The following is a 19,182-nucleotide window of genomic DNA, read 5'->3' on the forward strand; positions in this document are numbered from 1 at the left end:
GACTATATACAATAAGAAAGGAGTTCGCCGAATGGCAGACAAAAGCATCGTTCTCCAAAAGCCCACTGATACTCCAAGTCCTGCGCACGGAGAGGGAAATCAGGCTACCGTATATAAAATTCTAATCGCCATCAGTTTCGTTCATTTGTTTAATGATTCGATTCAGTCCGTGATCCCTGCTATCTTTCCTATATTAAAGGATAACCTGCTGCTTACCTTTACGCAGATCGGTTGGATCTCCTTTGCCATTAATTTTACTTCATCCATTATTCAGCCGGTTATCGGGTATGCTGCGGATCGAAGGCCAACACCGATTCTGCTACCGATCGGTATGTGTTTCACGTTTGCAGGCGTATTCATTCTTGCATATGCACATACATATATCCTTGTTCTGTTCGCGGTCGTTCTGATCGGATTAGGCTCGGCGACCTTTCACCCTGAGGGAATGCGAGTTGCTCATATGGCTGCAGGTATGCGAAAAGGGTTATCCCAATCGATCTTTCAAGTAGGAGGCAATGCCGGGCAATCACTTGCTCCGCTCCTGACACGATACATCTTCGTACCGTTCGGACAGTTCGGCGCGATCGGTTTCACCTTCGTTGCCGCGGCTGGTATCCTCGTGCAATCCTATGTTGCCCATTGGTATCATGGCATGCTGAAAGCTGGCTACACGTTTAAAAAGAAAGCTGCCGGACGTACGCTTGATCCCGCCCGCCGCAAAAGCGTACGCCATGCAACGCTGGTTCTCGTCATTCTCGTATTTATCCGCTCCTGGTATGGCGCAGCCATTAGCAGCTATTATGCGTTCTACCTCATGGATACGTACAAGATCACGATTGATAACGCTCAGATTTATATTTTTCTATTTCTCGCATCCGGAGCTGTGGGTACCTTCTTCGGCGGTCCGCTGGCCGACCGCTTTGGCCGCCGCAACATGATCATGCTCTCCATGATCGGCACAGCACCCATTGCGTTGATTCTGCCGTTCGCCTCCCCGTTCTGGGCGGCTGTATTGCTCCTTATTGGGGGATTTGTTCTATTGTCCAGTTTTTCAGTTACCGTCGTCTATGCCCAAATGCTGCATCCGGGCAATATCGGTACGGTATCCGGGCTGATTACCGGGTTTGCTTTTGGCATGGGCGGGGTCGGTTCGCTTGTGCTCGGCAATCTCGGGGATGCTTGGGGAATCGGCAATGTTATGATCGCCATCGGCTTCTTGCCGCTGCTTGGTCTGCTTGCCCTGCTTCTTCCCGGTGATGATAAGCTGGACCAGTGGGCAAGAGATTAACAGTTTCCGCTAAGTCTCTGTAACCGTTCAGATTGCTTGCTTTAAATAACATAGTTATGGTCCTTATAAGACAGACGCCCAGATCATCCGCGCCGATACGGATCGACTGGGTGTCTGTCATTTATATTGACATAAAAAGGATATCTGTGCCTGTATCGCTAATCTTCCCTTCCTTTAGCGCTTTGTTTTTGATAATCCCAGTCAATAGACATGGTATACTAAACAAAATACAAGCCATAGTATGACCAGGCTAGACCAAAGGAATGTGCGATATGTTGAAAATCCCAGGATATACGATCATCGGCATCGTCTATGAGGATTCATATATAACGGTGGCGTATGCCCGTTCCGAGCGAACCCGGAGAACGATGCTCCTGAAAATTGTAAAAGAAGGTACCCGTACAACGATCGAGAACGCGAAGCTCATCCACGAATATCATTTCCTCAGTGACTTGGATGTGGACGGGCTGTTCAAGCCAGTATCCTACCTATCATTCAAGACAATGATCGTGTTGGAGTTTGAACCCATCCACGCTATTACCTTAAGGGAATATGTGCGAATTCACGGCTCCTCACCCTCAGTATTAATACCAATGCTTGAGCGTGCTGCCCGCAGGCTGCAGGAACTGCATATCCACGACGTTCTTCATTTAAACATCAGGCCAGATACGCTCCTTGTTCAAGAAAGTTCCCAGGACGTTTATTTAACAGGCTTCGGATACGCCGTTCGCAGGGATCAAATGAATATAGAGGGACATGGCAGTCTGGAAGCCAATCCAATCTATATGTCTCCGGAACAAACCGGGAGGATAGGCCATCGACTGGACAGCAGAGCCGATATCTACTCACTTGGCGTAACATTCTACGAGCTATTCGCTCATAGACTTCCCTTTACCGCGAACGGCGCGCTTCCTTGGGCTCACGCCCATCTTACCATAAGGCCTGAGCCCTTCCATGATATTCATCTGCCTCAATGGATATCCGAACTTATCCTGAACATGCTGGAAAAAGACCCAGCTAACCGCTACTTCGACATGCAGAGCATTACTGAGGAAATAGCCCAGCATCGATTAGCGGCTATAAAAGAGTCAGATTCGGATGCCAAGCGCTGCAAGCATGAAATCAGGCAGAATCCTTTCGCTTCCAATTCAATTCCGACTCAGCAGCATCATGAAGTACCCAATGCTAAGAACGAGGAGGATAAGTCCTTCCAAGAAACGATCCCCTCCATCTCGCTTTCAGGCCATATCGTCAACTATCCACAAGTGTTGGATTTGGCCGCCATCATGCAGGCATCACATATTTTTAACTCGGAGATCGTAACGGAACGAGTAGCTGAACGTTTCTTGCAGCTCCTGATTATGAACGCTGGTGCCCATCGCGGACTGATACTGACACTTCAGGAAGGCATGTGGTATGTAGAAGCTGAGGCAAAGCAAGACGGGAGACTTATGACGGCTTCTTCTCGGCGAACGCTCCTTGGGGATGCCCATAGAGTCAGTCGGCGTTTGCTCATTCAGACAGCGGAATCCAAAGCTGCCCTTTGCGGCTCGGCTGCCACATTAGGGATGGACGAGTTGAATTCCCCTTCTTCCGCTCATTCGGCAAAAGGTTCCGTGCTTTATTTTCCTGTCGTTGTACAGGATCAGTTGCTAGGAGTATTGTTTTTGCAAAATGATGTGATCACGAAAGCGTTTGCCCCCGAACGATTTCACGTGTTGAGTACCATTGCCTCCCAAGCTTTATTCGCCATTCATGCGAGAGTCCGCTCCCATGCCGAGCTGCAGCTTTCCGAACATGGCCTCCAAACAGTAAGAAAGCATACGGGAGAAGTGCATGATTTAACGGGACGGGAGAAGGAAGTGCTTCGCCTGATCTCAAAGGGGCTCTCGAATAAAGAAATCGCTGCGGCACTTACCATTACCCATGAGACAGTAAAGACCCACATCAAGAAAATCTTCGAAAAACTGAAGGTTGACCGAAGGGGAAAAGCCGCAGCCATCGCTAATACGCTCGGTTTGCTTCACGAAGACCATCAATCTCCTGAATAGCTCCTACCTTCTGAATGAACTAAACGCCAGTTATAAGCTGCTATCCCGTCGCCTCTGTTCTTCTGTTCCACGAATCAGTTATGCTGGGCAGCAAGGGAAAGCTCTTATAATAGATCTAAAAAGCTTACTTAAGGAAGAGTCCTTAAGTAAGCTTTTCTTTTATACGCTCTGTTCAATTGCTGTTATAAAACGGTGTATAACCGCTGTTACCTCTGCTCGTGTTGCTAAGCCACGAGGCAAAAAGCGTCCCCCGGGGTATCCGTTCATCAACTCGTTCTCGACCACGTTGGATACATGCTGCTTCGCCCAGATAGAAATAGAGCTTTGATCTTTGAAGGACAGCATATCTTTGCTGGATTCACCGGAGGAAAGACTCGCAAGCCGGCTTGACTTAGACAGCATAACAGCCATTTGCTCACGTGTGATCGGATCATCAGGGCCAAAAGCACGGCTGCTGTAACCACCAATAATCCCATGGGCTAGAGCCGTGCGAATCGCATCGCCAGCCCAGTGATTTTTAATATCCTCGAATGCAGCGCTGTATTGCCCTTCTAAACCCAGGCTCCGTACCAGCAGCGCGACAAATTCGGCCCGGGTCACCGGACGGTCTGGTTTGTAGCTTCCGTCAGGATAACCTTTTGCCAGCTTCAGATCATATAGTGCCTGGATTTCCGACTCCGCCCAGTGGCCGGAAATATCCGCAAAGGCAGGAGTTTGTTTGCTAGGGGGCGGCTGAGTAGCAGACGAGTCGCCGTCATTTCCCTGAGCTGGTGTTGTTGGGGGTGGTGCTGGGGTTGAAATCGATCCTGAAAGTCCTTCGTTCTGATCCCCCTTATCTACCGGAGCGGGATTCGGCTTACTCCCGCCGCTTCCCGGAGTAGGATCAGTCGGTCCTGTATCTCCACCACCCGGCCAAGGCGTAACGTTAACCGTTCGAACAACCTCTTCCGCCTCATTGCCGGCACGATCGGCTACCGAATAACGGAGCGTGTATTGTCCCGGTCTGGAAGTATCGACTTTACCTTCAACCTCGATGCGATCCGTTAGATCCCCGTCCAGATTGTCAATGGCCGTGGCCCCCGGGTCCGTATAGTCAGAACCTTGCATCAAAGAGATTCGAGAATCACCAAGCAGGGTAATCACCGGCTTCTCCCGATCGATATTCGTGATTTCGACCTGTTTTACCGACTCATTGCCTGCATGATCGCGGACATAATAAGTAATCCAGCCGTTCTCATGGACCTCCAGCTTATCGCTCCAAGGCTCACCACCTCCAACTCCGAAATAGGCAGCATCCTGTTGTCCGAAGACAAACTTGCGATCAACTAAAGGGCTCGGGGCATAGACCGAAGCGGTGACTGTTACTTCCTTTTTTGTTGGCACGGTTGGGGACACCGTAACCTGAATGACAGGCACGCTTTTAAAAATATTCGTAATTTCAATGGTCTCAATCCTCTTGTTGCCCGCGGCACTCTCGGCGTATACCGTGTACCATCCGTTCAGCTCCGCTTCGAAGGTTCCGTTAAAGTCGTTCCCTTCCGCGTCAAAATAGGACAACGGCTGGATTCCCGGCGCCCACTTCGTAACCATGATCGGACTTAACGTACCGTATACATCAGCCGTCACGGCCACGTTCTGGTTCGTCGGATCCTTGATAGAAGGCTGCAGGCGGATGATCGGTTCTTCTTTATCGATGTTGCTTACATGCAAGGACTTAACATTCCCGTTACCGGCAGCGTCTTTCGCATATACCGTGTATTCTCCGTTCGCGTCCACCATAAATACATTCTGGAACACGGTGCCCCATCCCTGCTCGAAGTAGGCTTCATCCTGCACACCGGCGCTCCATTTCATAAGTGAGATCACGCCGGAGTTGTCCATGCCGGATACCCATATTTCGACATCCTGACTCGTCCACGCTTCGGGCGTCAGCCTCAGCTCCGATATGATCGGTTTTTCGTTATCCATTCGGGTAACCTCAATGACGGCCACGGCCTCGTAACCAGCATTGTCTTTGATATAAACGGTATACATTCCATTGCTGTCAACGGCAAAGCTGTTACCGGTAAACGGAGTGCCTTCATTCATGAAATAATCGGGATCATGATGTCCGGCTGCCCATTTCTGCAATGCCATACCGCTGCCATTGTCCGTTACATCGAGCTGTATTCGTACGGAGCTGTTCGTCCAATTCGCGTTGTCGAGTGACAGACGAAGGCTTGGGCCGCTTTTATAAATATTAGTAATTTCTACAGTCTCGATCTGTTCATTCCCGGCCTTGTCCTTGGCATAGACCGTGTATAGACCATTCTCCGAAACCGTAAAGCCTGTCCCTCGCAAGGCGCTCCCCTCTCCCGCAAAATAGGAATACGGCTGCTTGCCCGCTGCCCATTTGACGATCTCGATGCCGCTTTCCTGATCAGAGGCGTCTACAGTAATAGCGATATCCGTCTGCGTCGGCTCCGTCGTGGATGGCGCCAACGAAATTACAGGAGGGATGGCGTCCAGATTGTCAATCGTGATCTGCTCTGTTACCGCATTCCCCGCTTGATCCTCTGCATAGACGGTGTAACCCCCGTTATCTGTCACTGTAAAAGAATCGCTGAACATGGTTCCGGCGCCATTCTTGAAAAATGCCAAAGGCTGGCTGCCGGCGGCCCACTTCGTGAGCTTAATCCCGCTGAGATCATCTGCGGTTGATGCGGTGATTTGGACAGACCCAACTGCCCACCCCGTCGGCGATGACGTCAGGCTAAGCGTAGGTGATGCTCGATCAATGTTCCCGATCTCAATGTACTGCACCGTCTCATTTCCCGCTCGATCGCTGGCGTACCAGGTATACCATCCGTTATTAAACGCGGTAAATGTGCCGCCTTGCGGCAAATGACCGTTATTATGGAAGAAGGACTCCGTTTGGCGGCCTTCCACCCATTTCTCAATCTGGACCCCGCTCCCCGTATCATAAGCTCGTCCGTTAACAATGACGTTGCCCTGTGTCCATTCTGACGTAGATTGCGTCAGAGATATCGACGGCGGGCTATTGTCGAAAAATACGGAGCTTCCATCCGTGGTTGCCGATACGGTCATTGGAATCCCTTCGTCTTGGTATGCAATGCTGAAATCTATTTGCCCTTCAGGATGGCTAGCGTCCAGCGTCACAGATGCCCTCCATTCGTTTAAGGCAGCGTTTGGTATAGCGGTTGCTTGTACTTGCTGTCCGGCTAGCATGACACTCGGAGATTGCAGTGCTGGAAGCGAAGTAAAGGACAGGGTAACGTTATCGCCTGCCAGTGCATATCCCGTATCTGCCCCATGGGACTCAATCGAAACACTCCGGATGAGGTCCGTCTTCAGGTTGTAACTTGCCTGGGAACGACTGTAGTTTAAGGCCTTGTTTTCGCCGCTCCAGGTGGTCGTATAATAACTTATTGTGGCCCATAGCGCGTTAGCCGGCACCTCAGGACCACTTAAAACATTGACGCCGTCCACACTGTACGTATACTGCTGATTATCGATGGGTTGATTCTCAAAGAACGATCCATCAAAGTTGCTTAATGTCAGCCACTTCACATCGGCAGGAATGTCGTTCAATTGTCCAGTGGTAAGCATTCTCTTCTCCGTTGTAATCCCATCCCGGCTATAATAAAGCTCCATGCCGTCAAAATTGATCGGCACAAACGTGGCCCACTTTGCGCTTGATGGGACTTCCGATAAATTGGTCGACCTGATGGTCGTCCCGTCGCTGTAAATATGAAGGACTCCGGCAAATCCCCTTGGATCATAAACGATGTCACCGAGCGTCTCGGCCTGTACCTGTAATGCAAAAGCTCGATCTCTCACCGGAATGGCCAGGCTGCCTAATAGAAGCGGTACGATCATGGCCATCACAATGAATGTTTGTGCTACACTGCGCTTAATGGCTCTAATCCTCCTTTTTTCGTTTTTTAAACATACAACCTTAGTGAAATAGGAATGTATACCTATATAAAATAGTAGCTTTTGCCTGGGTAGATATACATCCCCCGTATGAGGGATCTTTGGAGAAAATGAAAAAGACTCGGCTGCTGCCAGCCGAGTCTTTCATAGTTAAAAATCCGCCTCTGCCTATCCTAGATTAGATTTTGTTCAGATAATCCAGCAAACGGTACACAATCACGGATACCTGAGCCCGAGTGGAAGTCTCACCCGGTCCGAAGCGGTTGCCATTCACTCCCTTCACCAGACCTTCCTTCACTGCAAAAGCTACGGCCGCACGCGCATCCTCCGAAATCAGATTCGTATCATTAAATGACAAGGAGCCTGCTTCGGAATCAATCTTCAGCGCTTCCGCAATCATGACCACCATATCCTCACGGGTCAGCGGATTCTTCGCTCCCGCTTCTTTGCTGCGTGTTTCCCAATCGATGCCTGTTTCGAAAATACGATCAAGCAGTGTCGCAAATTCGGCACGGGTCACCGCATTGTTCGGAGAGAAGCGGCCTGCACCTGTACCGTTCGTGATATGCTGCGAGGCAGCAACCTCGATCTCATCCTTAGCCCAGTGGCTGACGATGTCGGTAAAGGTTACGTTATTCTCGGCAGCCATATATGAACCTGGACCGTTAACACGGAACGTGATCGATCCACGCTCAGCCGATTGCAGCAATCCAGCGGATTGCAGGTCCCCTTTTTCCGATTGCACGTAGGCACCTACCTTGCGCGCATCCTTCACTTTTGTTGGGTCATAGTTCAATGTCAACAGAAGCGGATGTTTGAACTTGTCTCCGTGTTTGATCGAAACGATCGGGGATACAGCGTTCAATGTGTTTTCGGATCCCGCTTTGCTTGCAGCTACGGAAACCGCTAAGCTGAATCCGCTGTTCGTAGTGAAATCATCCAAGGCATCGGCAGGCACCGTCAAGGTAAAACCGTTACCTGTAATAACAAGCGGCTTGCCGGATGCCTTCAGCTTATCCGCGGCAGCCTTACCGAGGGTAAGGGCTACATCGCTATATTTGCTGAAATCCAGCTTCGATACGTCCAGCTTCACTTCTTTGCCGTCTCCGGTAATTCCTGCCGCAACCGCTGCTTCAGATAGAGCGGCCGTTGCAGACTCGGTACCATCCGCATTTTTCTTCGTGGTTACTTTGGCATCCCCCGTTAATTCAGGTGCTGGAGTGGTTGGAGTTCCTGTGGAACCCCCACCGGAGGACGAGCCTCCACCGCCTCCTCCAGATCCGCCACCTGGGTTACCTGGATCCGGGTTGCCTGGTCCAGGCGCGCCCGTCAACTGCAAAGATACGGAAGCCGTTCCATGAAGTCCTTGACGGTCCTTGACGGAAAGCTCAACGGTATAGTTGCCTGAAGATAACCCGTCTAGGGCAATGTTAAATGCACCATCCTGTCCAACATCAAAGGTGCCTTGCTTGGCGACCGTTTTGTTAGCTCTTTTAATAACGTAATTGGCATCTAACCATTCGCTTACATCAAAATCAATTGCCCATTCATCCCACAGAGCCGGAACAGCCGTTACATAGAGGTCATCGATCGTACCGGTTAGTGCAGGATTACTCTTGCCGGATATTTTGACATCCAGCTCGGTTTGGATCGATGGTGCTGATCTCTTCACGAAGAAAGGAATCGTGGCATAATCGGAATAAACGATTCCATCCGTACCAAGGGATAAAAGCTCGATCGAATATAATCCGTCCTGAACCTCTACCTCTTTCTCGGTTTCATAATCGGCATACTTCCCGTTCCAGCCGATCGTAAACGAGGTGTTTGCATCAAAATAGGCTTCCCCTCCAAATATTTGGCCAATAATACCGTCGCCGTCAACACCCGCTCCTGGATTAAGACTGTCATACAAGTCCACAATGACGATCTGCATCGGATTGTAGAATTCAAAAGCCAGGTTGAGTTTGCCCAATTCACCAGTCTTGGTCAACGGAACATGCGGTAAATAGTTCTCTTTGTCACTGTAAGCTTTTGTATATTTCACGCCTGTGATCTCAAGGTTAAAGTACGCCACGTAAGGAACCGAATAGGTGCGGGTTCCATTCGTAAAGGTAATATACCCTTGTTGTTCCGATACGCCCTCTATCCCTTCCGGCACTTGAAGGGTTACTGTAACCTCTTCTTGACCGTTTAGGGCGAAGGTGCTTTTATCGGTTGTGACGCTTACCCCCGGCGTGACCTGCGTGTTATTGATTTCCACGTTAAAAGTCCCGCCCGCATTTCCAATACTCTCTACCTTTATTTTTTTCTGAACGGTCTTGGCAGCTTTACCGGTAAAATTACCGAAGTTGATGCTTCCCGTAATGTTATCCTGCTCTTTACTTGTTCCGTTCTCCTGATACGATGTCTTGTCTAGGACCTTCACCAGAGCCTCTGCCTGGATGGTATTGAGTGCTTGTACGCGTCCGGCTCCTTGATCCGTTACATCGTAGGATTCGGTATTCAGCACTTTGGCGTTATTCATCATTGCGACTTTGACGTCGAATGGAGTCCAGTCGTTGTGCTTCTCCAATATGAGAGCTGCAAGCCCTGCCACATGCGGGGATGCCATACTGGTGCCCGTGAAGCGATCATAGGATTGACTGTAATCTGCATCGGCAATGTCCCTACCGTACGCCGGAATGGATGACAATATGCTGGTTCCCGGTGCAACCACGTCAGGCTTGATGTCCAGCGTCTTTTTAGCCGGGCCGCGGGAGCTGGAATCATTGATTTCATCGCCTGCGGTTCGGTTCTTGATAAAATCCGTAAAATTCACTTTCATATTCGGGCTGGCATCGAGCAGCGATTTGATATAATCACCGTCTTCTTTGCTCATACTAAAGGTTGGAATGAAGGCAAAACTGTCCCCAAGCAACACACCGATAGGTCCAGGGTTCTGGTTGAACACAATAACACCCTTCGCGTCTGCCGCCTTAGCATTGGCAATTTTTTCGACGAAGGCAATTTCGCCGCGTTTAATCAATGCGATTTTGCCTGCAACATCTTTATCTGCGAAATCCTCTGGCTTACCCAGATCCGCATAAACCAGTTCGAAATCGCCATCCAGGGCAACTTCAGGATCTTCGGCCAGATTCCATGCCATTAATTCAAGCTTATACGTTGCATCTGTCACCGTGATCGGAGCGGCATCGTCTGCTAAAGGCAGTTCCTTGTCCTTGACAGGTTCAACAGTCTCTTCTTCCGTAACCGGCTCCTCTCCGGCTCCTTCAGTCGGTTGAGCCTGCTCTAGATCTTGCTCCGTATCGACGGAAGGCTCCGTCTCACCCATAGCAGCGGTGTCATCAGTCGATGTTGGCCCAGCGGCTTCATCTGCCTGCGCTCCTACATCCGTCTGCTCTTCAGGCGTAACGGGATGTGTCGGCTCAGCTCCAAGCTCCAACGGACCCTCATTGTTATCAATCGGCTCACCCGGCAATTCCGAATTCGTGAAAAAGTGCGCTGTTGCCGCAATTTCGTCACTTGGACCCGTTGAGTTTCCTACCGTAATCGGAAAAGCGGCCGCCCCCGGCGATCCAACCGTCCAGCGGTTAGGCCCCGAATTGCCGCTTGCAACGACTGGGGTGACACCAGCCAGCGCAGCATTGTTGAGTGCTACGGACGTCACATAGTCCGGATCATTTCGGGAGTTGCCAAGGGAGAGATTGATTATATCCATTCCGTCTTGAACGGAACGGTCAATACCACCCAGTACCCAGCTGGAATAGCCGCTTCCGTATGGCCCAAGAACACGGTAAGCATAGATATCCGCTTCCGGCGCAATGCCCACGACTCCATATTCGCCGGCATCACGGGCCCCGATGGTACCCGCTACATGCGTTCCGTGATCCGTCCAATACGTACTCCCCCTGTCATCGACCTGTGGGGGATTGGAAGGGTCATTCTCCCAGTCGAGCGGAGTCGTCTCATAGGGATCGTTATCATTGTCTACGAAATCATATCCACCCTTATAAGCATCCTTCAAAACAGGGTGTACATAATCAATACCCGTATCGATAACGCCTACTTTAATGCCTTTACCTGTATAACCGAGATCCCATACTTCCGGAGCACCGATGAACGGCCCCGTATCTTTCATGTATGGATTCACTTCGCCCTTCGGTCCAACCGTTACCTCCAGATCGGGATATACGCCTAGAACGCCAGGGAGATCAAGCAGCGCTTCAACCTTGCTGCCGTCGATCTCCATGGACACTCCGTTGAATGCGTAACTATATTGCTCCGAAATTTCGTGCGTTATATTCTTCGTGCTCAGGCTGCGTATAAAAGTCTGCTGCTCCAATTGCACTTGTGCCTCAACCTTCGCTTCTGCGGAAGAACTAAAGGATTGACCCTGAATAGAAGAAAGCCCTTTGGCTAAGGCCACTGGCTCAGTAGACAGCTCTACAATGACTCTTGTAGGACCCCCGGCAGATCTCTGCAGACTTTGATCAAGCACCGGAAACTCGGCAAGCTTAGCTCGCTGTTTCAGAATATCCTTTATCTGACCAGCTTCATCGGCACTGAGCTGATTGTCCAGCTCGATCTGCCGTTCTGACGGAGCGGCCCCAGCCGCTGGTGCAACGAGTGATAGCGTTAATACAAAAATTAGTAGTGCGGACCATAACTTTTTACTCAAGGCTTTGCCCCTCCCATAAGATAGATTTCCCAATCACATTAGGGTCTGGGATGTCATCAGCATATCTGCGCTGCCTAACGATGGTATCCACTCCTTTCCGCATAAGACTGACCCGTGGTAAATTATTCTAGAACTCAAAATTAGATTCCTTCATCCTTTTCTGTATGCTTTTGTTAAATTCAGTCGATTGTATAGGAGGTTTTGACGAATGATCAAAAATGTCAGAGATTCATAGAAAATATGGCTTACATTGCAAGTAAGGAAGAAGTCAGGGAATCGGGGAAAAAGAAAACCGAGGCTATCGATAGCCTCGGTTCACATGGAGTCGCAACTGATTCTGCAAGATATATTCCCGGTTGTATTATGATTCGTCTAGCAACCGTACGAACTCTTCTTCATCCTCCAGGATGTCGATGCCGAGCTGCTGGGCTTTGGCCAGTTTGCTGCCGGCTTTCTCGCCTGCAATGAGGAGATCGGTTTTCTTGGACACGCTGCCGGTGACTTTGGCGCCGAGCGCTTCCAAGCGTTCGGTTGCCTCTTCGCGGGTCAGCAGATGGAGGGTGCCTGTCAGCACGACCGTTTTACCGCTGAAGTAGGAATCGGTGCTGACCGGCTTCGGTGCTTCCGGAGCTTTTGCTTGGACACCCAGCGAGAGCATCTTCTGAATGCTTGCTTGGGCAAACGGGTCCGCAAAGTATCCAGCGATGCTTTCGGCCACGATGCTGCCAACGTCCGGCAGCTCGACCAATTCCTCTGCGGTCGCCGCCATCACGCGATGCAGATCGCGATAGTGATCGGCCAGCATTTTGGTTGTGGATTTGCCGGTATTCGGAATCCCCAGCGCAAAGAGGAAGGATGCAAGATCCCGCTCCTTACTCTTCTCGATGGCATCCAGCAGATTCTGGGCTTTTTTCTCGCCGAAGCGCTCCAGCTTCAGCAAGCTATCAAAAGATAACGTGTAAAGGTCAGCCGGTTCTCTTACACCCAGTTCGTCGTATAACTGGATCGCGGTTTTGTCGCTGAATGTTTCAATGTCCATGGCATCCCTGGAAGCAAAATGCGTGATCCGGGCCACGATTTGCGGTTTGCACCCCGTCTTGTTGTTGCAGAAGAGATGAGCGCCGCGCTGCTCCAGCGGGAATCCGCAGGATGGACACTGTTCCGGATACAGGATCTCTTCTCCGTCCTGCTCCTCCGTTACTTTGCCGAGGATCTCGGGAATAACGTCATTCGAACGGCGAATGAAGACTCGGGAGCCCAGTGCGAACTTGAGGTTCTTGCGCTCAATATCCCCGATATTGTTCAGCGTACAATTTTGCACCGTGACCCCAGCAAGCTCAACTGGCTCTACACGCGCTAACGGCGTGATTTTTCCGGTCCGCCCCACATTCCAGGTTACCGACTGCAGCACGGTCGTGGTTTCTTCCGCTTCGAATTTATAAGCGACTGCCCAGCGGGGGAACTTATCGGTATATCCGAGCGCCTCGCGGATGCGGAAATCGGTCACCTTCACCACCGCTCCGTCAATGAGATAATCGAGCTCGGAACGACGTTTCTCGATATCGGCCAATTGCTCCATTACATCGTCAAACTGCTCAAAATAGAAAATGTACGGATTGACCTTGAGCCGGTTCTCGCGCAGGAAATCCATCATTTCCTTGTGATCGGCAAAAGTGATTCCATCCGAATAACCTACATTATAGAAGTAAGCGTTCAGTTTACGCTCGGCCGTTACCTTCGGATTGAGATTGCGGAGCGCCCCTGCGGCGGCATTACGCGCGTTCTTGAGCGGCTCGGCCGCGGTTTGATTGTATTTGTCCAGCACGGACAGGTTCATGATGCCTTCGCCCTGTACTTCAATCGTACCTGCCGTGTACGGGATCGTCATCGGCACCGACTTGATGGTTTTCACCTGAGCCAAAATACCTTCGCCAACTGCACCGTTGCCCCGTGTCGACGCCTGAACCAGCTTACCGTTCTGATAGGTCAGATTCAGCGTGAGCCCGTCAAACTTCAGTTCCAGTGCATAACAAGGTGCCTTGAGAGGATTGCCGGGATTCTTCGTATTATAGTCATTGACCAGCCTGACCACGCGATCATGCCAGGTACGGAGCTGCTCGATGTTCTGAGCCTTATCGAGACTCCATAACGGAGCCAAATGGCGGTGCGGGGCAAAACCCTTCAGAATCTCCCCGCCCACCCGCTGGGTCGGAGAATCCGGAAGCGTCACTCCAGTCTCGGCCTCCAACGCTACCAGCTGGTCGTACAGGGCGTCATATTCCTTGTCGCTTACAAGCGGCTGATCCAGCGTGTAGTAATGGTAATTGTAATTGTTCAGCTCCGCAATGAGCTTCTCCATCTTTTCCTTGAAATCCATGCAGGGGCAATCCTCCTTCAATAATATAAGGCCATTATAGGTTACGTTGTGACTTATGTGGACTGTTGTTCAACCATTGTATTACATTGTTGTCCAAACATCCTGCTCTTAACATGCAGCAACCACCATCGTCCTCGGTTATTCCACCTTCGTAATCGGCGCGAAGCCGGCAAGCAGACGTTTCACGCCCACAGGCGCCGGGAATGCAATCTGCAATTCCATGTCGTTGCCACTGCCTTTTACCGCTACGATCGTACCGGTTCCCCATTTGCCATGTGCCACTTTGTCGCCGGCTTTAAATTCCCCACTGCCCGACGCAGCAGCCGGACGGGATGACCCACCGGTTGTCATCGTCACCCGGCCCTTCGGCGCGGCTTGCGCGGAAGCGGTCGATCCGCTGAGGGAGAGGTCCACGCTGCGACCGCCGCCAAAGTTGCTGCCTCCACCGCCTCCGAAGCCGCGTCCTGCGTAAGATCCGCCCACATTGCTACCGCCGCCGCGGCGGTATCGGTCATGCGCCATCTGGGTGTCTTCCTTCAATTCTTCCGGGATCTCCTCCAGGAATCGCGATGGCATGTTCGCCGTCGTGCGGCCAAATAAGGTGCGCATACGTGCACAGGATAAGAACAACTGCTTCTCGGCGCGCGTGATGCCTACATAAGCTAGTCGGCGTTCCTCTTCCAGCTCCTCGTTATCCATAAAGGCACGGCTATGCGGGAATACCCCCTCCTCCATGCCGATGATGAACACCACCGGGAACTCCAGGCCTTTGGCACTGTGCATCGTCATGAGCACGACAGCGTCGTCACGATCTTCTTCGTCATCGTTCATCGAATCGATGTCCGCGATCAGCGCAAGATCCGTGAGGAAGGAGATGAGCGATTTATCCTCGTTGTTCTTCTCGAACTCTTGCGTCACCGACAGGAACTCGTCAATGTTCTCGAGGCGGGATCTGGATTCGATCGTATTCTCGTTTTGCAGCTCGAGCCGGTACTCGGACATTTCCAGTATTTTTTCCGTAAGCTCGGTGACCGACAGAAATTCGACCATTCGGCTAAGCGCGGCAATCATGTCGTAGAAGCCCACCAGCGCATTGCGTGTTCGTCCGGCAAAGCCGAGATCGTCCACGATTTCCAGCACGCGGAAAATCGAGATGCCCCGCTCTGCGGCTGCAGCAGCCAGCTTCGCAACGGTTGTGTCGCCGATGCTTCTTTTTGGCACGTTAATGATCCGCGTTAAACTGATATCGTCGTCCGGGTTGGAGATCAGGCGTAGGTAGGCGAGCAGGTCCTTAATCTCTTTGCGATCGTAGAACTTGATGCCCCCGACGATCTGGTACGGAATATCCGACTTGATCAGAATTTCCTCGATCACCCGTGACTGCGCATTGGTCCGATACAGAATCGCATGATCCTGATAGCGTTTGCCGGCGGTAACGCTCTTACTGATTTCCGAGGTAACAAAATACCCCTCATCATGCTCCGTATCCCCGCGGAACACCTTGATCTTCGGTCCTTCACCTTGCTCGGTCCACAGATTCTTCGGTTTGCGGCCTGTGTTCAGGCCGATCACATTGTTGGCAGCATTCAAAATATTCGCTGTAGAACGGTAATTCTGCTCCAGCAGAATCGTCCGCGCCTCGGGATAATCCTGCTCAAAATTCAGGATGTTCGTGATATCCGCGCCACGCCAGCGGTAGATCGACTGATCGCTGTCCCCGACAACGCAGATGCGGTGATGGCTGTCTGCCAACATGCGGCAAAGCATGTACTGCGCCCGGTTGGTATCCTGATACTCATCCACGTGAATGTACTGGAACTTCCGCTGGTAGAAGTCGAGGACCTCCGGCACTTCCTTAAACAGCTGGATCGTGGTCATGATCAGATCGTCAAAATCGAGCGAGTTGTTGCTCTTTAAGCGCTTCTGATATTCCGTATATACCTTGGCAACAAGGGTTTCAAAATAGTCTCCGGCCTTCTGTTCATACTGCTGCGGGGAGATCAGCTCATTCTTAGCCGCGCTCATAGCTGCCTGAATTGCCTTCGGCTCGAATTTCTTCGGATCGATGTTGTGCTGCTTCATCACGTTCCGAATAACGGACAGCTGATCCGTCGAGTCTAGAATACTGAAATTCGATGTAAAGCCAATCCGTTCAATGTCTCTACGCAAAATCCGCACGCACATCGAGTGGAACGTCGATACCCAGATGTCCTGGCCTTCCCGGCCGACCAGCTTGGATACCCGCTCCTGCATCTCACGGGCTGCTTTATTCGTAAACGTAATCGCCAGGATGCTCCAAGGTGCAGCTTTGCGCGTGGCGATCAGGTACGCGATTCGGTGTGTCAGTACCCGCGTCTTACCGGAGCCGGCACCTGCCATAATGAGCAGCGGTCCGTCGGTTGCTTCAACGGCTTGGCGCTGCTGCGGATTCAGCCGTCTGACGGCGTCGTGTATATCAATGGAATGCATAGTATTGCCTCCTAATAAGTGTAGATTTGGTAAGGGAGAAACTTGGTTAAAGATGACAAGCGAAAAAAATGAAATAGGGTCTGGCAGATAGATAAAAAATTCAAAGTGAATGAATATGAATATAGAATACTGTCTGTCTAAGACACGGTGCGTTCTGCTAGCTTGGTTAAATGGATTATAAAATTAATTATTATATAAATGTATACTTAACCGTCACAAGGCGGATGGAGAAAACACATTATTATAGAGCCTGAACTGGCTTAACGCGCCTCTATATTTTTGGGCAGATCTTATTAATATCTTATAACAGAGACAAGTCAGCCCTTCACGGCCTTGACCGTTTCTAGCGCCTGCTCCAGATGATCATACACAACGTTGCCAACAACGATCGTATCAGCGATAGCAGCTGCCTCCGACGCTTGCTGGGCGCTCGTTATTCCGCCTCCGTAGAACAAACGGGCGTTATCCAGCGATCTGCGCACTGTACGAACAGTCTCCATATCCCCATATGCGCCGCTATATTCCAGGTACACGATCGGAAGATTCATCAGCTTGTCCGCAATCTGGGCATAAGCGGTGGCAGCGCCCGCTTCAATTGAAGTCTCAGCTCCAGTCAGCTTCGCCACCGCGGCATTCTCGTTCAACACGATATACCCCTCGGTCACAACCAGATCCCACGGGATCATGTACCCGTAGCGTTCGATTCCTTCGCGATGCCGGCCCATAATCCAGGTCGGATCCTGCGTATTCAAAACCATCGGGACCATATATAGATCAAATCCGGGTACAACGGCTTCCAGATCGGATACTTCCTGCACGCACGGCAGCTCGTAACGCCGAACTCGGGACAGCAGATCCACGGTATTTTCATAAGTGACTCCGGTTGAGCCTCCGACCATAATGGCATCGGTTCCTGACAAACATACCGCATCAAGGGTCTCGTCATCGATCTCCTTGTCGGGGTCCAGCTTAAACACATGCCTCCAGGATTGTATCATCTCTTTCAAGCGTCATTCCTCCACGTCCACGGGTTACTATTATACTAAAATAAGTCTATGCTAGCACGGTAAGCAAGTCAATTTATGTTCGCATAAAATACGAACATTTTTTTGGTAATTGCGGTTTATCGGTTTAGCCGATATACGAACCGAACCTCTGGAACGGGATTGGTGCTGATACTTCGCTAAGAAAAACGTCAATCGATGTACATTCCCAGACCGTATGACGCACGATCCCAGACATATAGATGGTGGTTTTTCTGTGATATCAAATAGGCCATGCTTCGAATTTATATCTTCTGATATCAAAAAATAGCCCGCGTCTCTTTGGGAGACAACGGACTTCGATGTTCGGCATCACTGTATATGAAATTAGCCTTTTCAATTGACGGGCGATACAACATGGGGGCAAACCATGAAAAGCACCCTCTATGCGAGTCACTTTTTAAAAGTATATCTCAAGCTATTCTGCTCCAGCTCCGGCTCTGTCAGCAGGTCCGAGTAAACGCCGTACACGCCCCATTTTTCATAATTGTTCACGGTCGTGGTGTCATTGATGGTGTGGACATAAGTCACAGCACCCGCTTCCTTCAGCTTCGCTACGAAATTCGGGCTGACCTTGTACTCCGGCATGGTAACCGCGTCAATGTGGTTCTCCTGTACGAAGGCGGTGATCTCAGCAGGTGAGTCCTGCGTGGCATACAGCGTATAGATAATCGATTGAAACGGGTAGATGTCCTGAACCATATCAAGCATCGGCTCATTGTAAATTTGGACGACAACCCGATCCAAAAGCTTCGGATTCCGTTCTTTAGCAGCGTTTACAATCTCCGCGAACAGGTGCTGTATATCCCGGTCCTTCTGCTCCTTCGTATCCGTCACGATGTAGATATCGGGATGACGCTCCATCATATCCATAATCCCCTCAATATCCATCGGCTGGTATTGTTCCAAAATCGGTGTATTAATGAATTCCTCATGGCTCAGGCGCGCTGCCTGCTTATCATCGGGGAGTTTCTCCTTCTGACCCAGCTGCTGTGTCATGCTCTCCGTCCACTCGTGCCTGGCCACAACTTTGCGATCCTCCGTCAGCATTAAATCAATCTCAAATACCCGGGTGCCTTTCTCGTAGTTAATGACCATGGCTTCATAGGCGTTCGTGTAGGACTTGTCCCCTATGCTCCCCATGGCATGGGCGATCAGCCGATAGGCCGTGAAGCCTTGCGGTGCTTCCTCTTCCAACTCCAGATGAGTCAGAAGCAGTATCATAATGGCGGAAAATAATAGAAGGACAGCTGCGATCCGTTTCATGGTATCCCCACCCTTTGTTTCGTTCATCGCTGTTGCTAGGTAAATACCCGGTTGAAGGGTCGGCCAAACAAAAA

Annotated in this window: 8 protein-coding genes; 2 read left to right on the forward strand and 6 right to left on the reverse strand. The window is 50.7% G+C overall.

What is annotated here, in order from left to right; translation table 11 throughout:
* Positions 1-31: 31 nt before the first annotated feature.
* Entirely contained in the window at positions 32-1,288 is a 1,257-nt protein-coding gene (locus MKX98_RS31080) for an MFS transporter (protein WP_339220190.1), read from the forward strand.
* 272 nt (positions 1,289-1,560) lie between these two features.
* The gene (locus MKX98_RS31085; RefSeq protein WP_339220192.1) at positions 1,561-3,339 is read left to right on the forward strand and encodes a LuxR C-terminal-related transcriptional regulator; all 1,779 of its coding nucleotides are present in this window, start codon (positions 1,561-1,563) and stop codon (positions 3,337-3,339) included.
* 159 nt (positions 3,340-3,498) lie between these two features.
* On the opposite strand, the gene MKX98_RS31090 is transcribed toward MKX98_RS31085, so the two are convergent.
* The 6 genes from MKX98_RS31090 to MKX98_RS31115 form a co-directional block, all read right to left on the reverse strand.
* On the reverse strand, positions 3,499-7,224 hold the full coding sequence (locus MKX98_RS31090) for an S-layer homology domain-containing protein (RefSeq protein WP_339224619.1): 3,726 nt from the start codon (positions 7,222-7,224) through the stop codon (positions 3,499-3,501).
* 229 nt (positions 7,225-7,453) lie between these two features.
* The gene (locus MKX98_RS31095; protein ID WP_339220194.1) at positions 7,454-11,953 is read right to left on the reverse strand and encodes a S8 family serine peptidase; all 4,500 of its coding nucleotides are present in this window, start codon (positions 11,951-11,953) and stop codon (positions 7,454-7,456) included.
* A 361-nt stretch (positions 11,954-12,314) separates the two neighbouring features.
* Positions 12,315-14,330, reverse strand: coding sequence for an NAD-dependent DNA ligase LigA (gene ligA, locus MKX98_RS31100; RefSeq protein WP_339220196.1), 2,016 nt, complete (start codon positions 14,328-14,330; stop codon positions 12,315-12,317).
* Positions 14,331-14,468: 138 nt separating this feature from the next.
* The gene (gene pcrA / locus MKX98_RS31105) at positions 14,469-16,799 is read right to left on the reverse strand and encodes a DNA helicase PcrA (protein ID WP_339220198.1); all 2,331 of its coding nucleotides are present in this window, start codon (positions 16,797-16,799) and stop codon (positions 14,469-14,471) included.
* Between the two features lie 317 nt (positions 16,800-17,116).
* Positions 17,117-17,806: a heptaprenylglyceryl phosphate synthase gene (locus MKX98_RS31110; protein WP_339220200.1), complete on the reverse strand. Its 690-nt coding sequence runs from the start codon at positions 17,804-17,806 to the stop codon at positions 17,117-17,119.
* A 429-nt stretch (positions 17,807-18,235) separates the two neighbouring features.
* The gene (locus MKX98_RS31115; protein ID WP_339220202.1) at positions 18,236-19,108 is read right to left on the reverse strand and encodes a phosphatidylinositol-specific phospholipase C/glycerophosphodiester phosphodiesterase family protein; all 873 of its coding nucleotides are present in this window, start codon (positions 19,106-19,108) and stop codon (positions 18,236-18,238) included.
* Between the last annotated feature and the right edge of the window lie 74 nt (positions 19,109-19,182).

This window comes from Paenibacillus sp. FSL W7-1332 (genome assembly GCF_037969785.1).
Lineage (GTDB): Bacteria > Bacillota > Bacilli > Paenibacillales > Paenibacillaceae > Paenibacillus_AQ.

Excerpts from the sequence above, each read along its gene's own strand:
- MKX98_RS31115 (WP_339220202.1), bottom strand. The coding sequence starts at position 19,108 with ATGAAACGGATCGCAGCTGTCCTTCTATTATTTTCCGCCATTATGATA.
- MKX98_RS31085 (WP_339220192.1), top strand. The coding sequence starts at position 1,561 with ATGTTGAAAATCCCAGGATATACGATCATCGGCATCGTCTATGAGGAT.
- MKX98_RS31090 (WP_339224619.1), bottom strand. The coding sequence starts at position 7,224 with ATGGCCATGATCGTACCGCTTCTATTAGGCAGCCTGGCCATTCCGGTG.
- MKX98_RS31080 (WP_339220190.1), top strand. The coding sequence starts at position 32 with ATGGCAGACAAAAGCATCGTTCTCCAAAAGCCCACTGATACTCCAAGT.
- pcrA (WP_339220198.1), bottom strand. The coding sequence starts at position 16,799 with ATGCATTCCATTGATATACACGACGCCGTCAGACGGCTGAATCCGCAG.
- ligA (WP_339220196.1), bottom strand. The coding sequence starts at position 14,330 with ATGGATTTCAAGGAAAAGATGGAGAAGCTCATTGCGGAGCTGAACAAT.